Origin of the sequence: Mycobacterium sp. E3339 (assembly GCF_001666915.1) — a bacterium.
GTDB lineage: Bacteria > Actinomycetota > Actinomycetes > Mycobacteriales > Mycobacteriaceae > Mycobacterium.
Genome location: NZ_LZIZ01000238.1, coordinates 1 through 3002, shown reverse-complemented (window position 1 = coordinate 3002; position 3002 = coordinate 1). Strand labels below are relative to the sequence as shown.

At 68.2% G+C, this 3002-nt stretch carries 3 protein-coding genes and 1 pseudogene; all 4 read left to right on the top strand.

Features of this window, described 5'->3' with window-relative positions; translation table 11 throughout:
* Positions 1 to 96, top strand: a 96-nt coding sequence (locus tag A5702_RS26520; RefSeq protein WP_156669718.1) for a hypothetical protein, incomplete at its 5' end; no start/stop codon positions are given.
* Between the two features lie 187 nt (positions 97 to 283).
* On the top strand, positions 284 to 1675 hold the full coding sequence (locus A5702_RS22420) for an ammonium transporter (protein ID WP_055404842.1): 1392 nt from the start codon (positions 284 to 286) through the stop codon (positions 1673 to 1675).
* Entirely contained in the window at positions 1672 to 2010 is a 339-nt protein-coding gene (gene glnB, locus A5702_RS22415; protein ID WP_055404843.1) for a nitrogen regulatory protein P-II, read from the top strand. Before A5702_RS22420 ends, glnB begins: the two co-directional genes overlap by 4 nt.
* 45 nt (positions 2011 to 2055) lie before the next feature.
* A pseudogene (locus tag A5702_RS22410) lies at positions 2056 to 3002 on the top strand ([protein-PII] uridylyltransferase); the annotation flags it as partial.

Sequence of the window (3002 nt, the reverse complement as noted above, 5' to 3'; positions counted from 1 at the left end):
CTCGGGGTGCCGGTGAAGCTGGTCGGGCTCGGGGAGGGTCCCGACGACCTCGCGCCGTTCGAGCCGGGCGCCTTCGTCGACGCCCTGCTCGGCTGAAACCCCTAACACGCAGCGCGGGACGTTAATACCGCCGAAACACGGTGGCCCCACTGCGGAAACAACCATCTCGCAAGGTTCTGGATCAGGTCACAGGCGTCGCCTGACGGCCATTCATGTCCTTACCGGAGGTGAGCGAGTGGCATTCCCGCAATTGGGCCAACCCGATACCGGCGATACCGCCTGGATGTTGGCGAGTTCCGCGCTAGTGCTGTTGATGACGCCGGGCCTTGCGTTCTTCTACGGCGGCATGGTGCGCACCAGAAGCGTGCTCAACATGATCATGATGAGCATCAGCGCGATGGGCGTGGTCACCGTGCTGTGGGTGCTTTACGGCTACTCGATGTCGTTCGGGGACGACCGGGGCGGCGTCGTGGGCAACCCGACCGATTACTGGGGCTTGGCGAAGCTGATCGGCGGCAACGCCGTCAAGGCGGACGCGAGCAAGGGCGTCACGCAGGTGGACATCCCGCTGGCCGGCACGATGCCCGCCACCGTCTTCGTCGCCTTCCAGCTGATGTTCGCGATCATCACCGTCGCCCTGATCTCGGGCGCGGTGGCCGACCGGCTCAAGTTCACCGCCTGGCTGGTGTTCGCCGGGCTGTGGGCGACGCTGGTCTACTTCCCGGTCGCGCACTGGGTCTTCGCCGCGGACGGCTTCGCGTCCGAGCACGGCGGCTGGATCAACAACAAGCTGCACGCGATCGACTTCGCCGGTGGGACAGCGGTCCATATCAACTCCGGTGTGGCGGGCCTGGCCCTGGCGATCGTCCTGGGCAAGCGCCGCGGCTGGCCCACGACGCTGTTCCGGCCGCACAACCTGCCCTTCGTGATGCTCGGCGCCGGCCTGCTGTGGTTCGGCTGGTTCGGGTTCAACGCCGGCTCGGCGACCAGCTCCAACGGCTCGGCCGGGTCGACGTTCATGACCACCACGGTCGCCACGGCCACGGCCATGCTGGCCTGGCTGCTGACCGAGCGCATCCGTGACGGCAAGCCCACGACGCTGGGTGCGGCGTCCGGCATCGTCGCCGGGCTGGTGGCGATCACGCCGTCCTGCTCGTCGGTCAACATCCTGGGCGCGATCGTCGTCGGGGCGGTGGCCGGAGTGGTGTGCGCGCTGGCGGTCGGGCTGAAGTTCAAGTTCGGCTTCGACGACTCGCTCGACGTGGTCGGCGTGCACATGATCGGCGGTCTGGCGGGCACGCTGCTGGTGGGCCTGCTCGCCGCTCCCGAGTCCACGGCCATCAACGGCGTGGCCGGGGTGTCGAAGGGGTTGTTCTACGGCGGCGGCTGGGCCCAGCTGGAGCGGCAGGCGGTCGGCGCGTTCGCCGTCCTCTTCTACTCCGGCATCGTCACGCTGATCCTGGCCTTGATCCTCAAGTACACGATCGGGCTGCGCGTGAGCGCCGAGGAAGAATCAAACGGGATCGACGAGGCCGAGCACGCGGAGAGCGGTTACGATTTCGGAACGATCGGTGGGCAAGGGTCCGTTCTCCCGGCCGCGCGGATTCCGGTGGATGACCGCAACGGTCTGGAGGAGGATCGAGTGGGCGACAAAGTGGAGGCAGAGCAGGCATGAAGCTAGTCACCGCAATCGTGAAGCCGTTCACCCTCGATGACGTGAAGACCAGCCTCGAGGACGCGGGCATCCTGGGGATGACGGTCAGCGAAGTCCAGGGATATGGACGTCAGAAGGGCCACACCGAGGTTTACCGGGGTGCCGAATACTCGGTGGATTTCGTGCCGAAGGTGCGCATCGAGGTGGTGGTCGACGATTCCATCGTGGACAAGGTCGTGGACAGCATCGTCCGGGCGGCGCGCACCGGCAAGATCGGTGACGGCAAGGTCTGGGTCAGCCCCGTGGAAACCATCGTGCGGGTGCGCACGGGTGAACGCGGGACCGATGCCCTCTGACCATGGCGGGACGTCGCTGAACCGGGCCGGACGGGCCGGGAAGGTATGACAAACCCACAGTCATCGGGAGCAGGAACAGGAAGCGCCGGCGGGGCAAGCGATTTGGCTGCCTCCCGGCGCCTACTGCTGTCCGAGGGGCGTGAGCTGGGTGCGGCGGAACTGCGGAAGGCCTGGCTGGAGCTCCACGAATCCTGGTTGGTCGCCAAGGCCGGCGAGATCGGCATCACCGACGGCAGCGGCTTCGCAGTCGTCGGGGTCGGCGGCTTGGGCCGCCGCGAGCTGCTGCCGTATTCCGATCTCGACCTGATGTTGTTGCACGACAACAAGTCTGACGATGTGCTGCGCCACGTCGCCGACGGGCTGTGGTACCCGCTGTGGGACGCCAACGTTCGGCTCGACCACAGCGTGCGCACGGTGCCGGGCGCCCTGGGCGTCGCCAACAGCGACCTGGTGGCCGCGCTGGGCATGCTGGACGCGCGCCACATCGCCGGCGACGCGCAGCTGTCGGCGGAGCTGATCGACGGGGCGCGGCGCCAGTGGCGCAGCGCGATCCGGTCCAGGATGGACGAGCTCGTCGCGATGACTTACGAACGCTGGCAACGGTGTTGGCGGATCGCGCAGCGGGCCGAGCCGGACCTGAAGTCCGGCCGCGGCGGGCTGCGCGACGTCCAACTGCTCGACGCGCTCGGCATCGCGCAGCTCATCGACCGCCACGGCATGGGCCACCCGGACGCGCCGGGGGGGTCGCTGGACGCCGCATACCTGGCGCTGCTCGACGTCCGCACCGAACTGCACCGGGTATCGGGCCGCGGCCGCGACCAACTGCTGGCGCAATTCGCCGACGAGGTGAGCGCCGCGCTGGGCATCGGGGACCGATTTGCGTTGTCGCGCATGCTGTCCAGCGCCAGCCGCACCATCGCCTACCACGCCGAGACCGGGCTGCGGACCGCGCAGAACGCGCTGCCGCGACGCGGCTTCACCGCTTTGGTGCG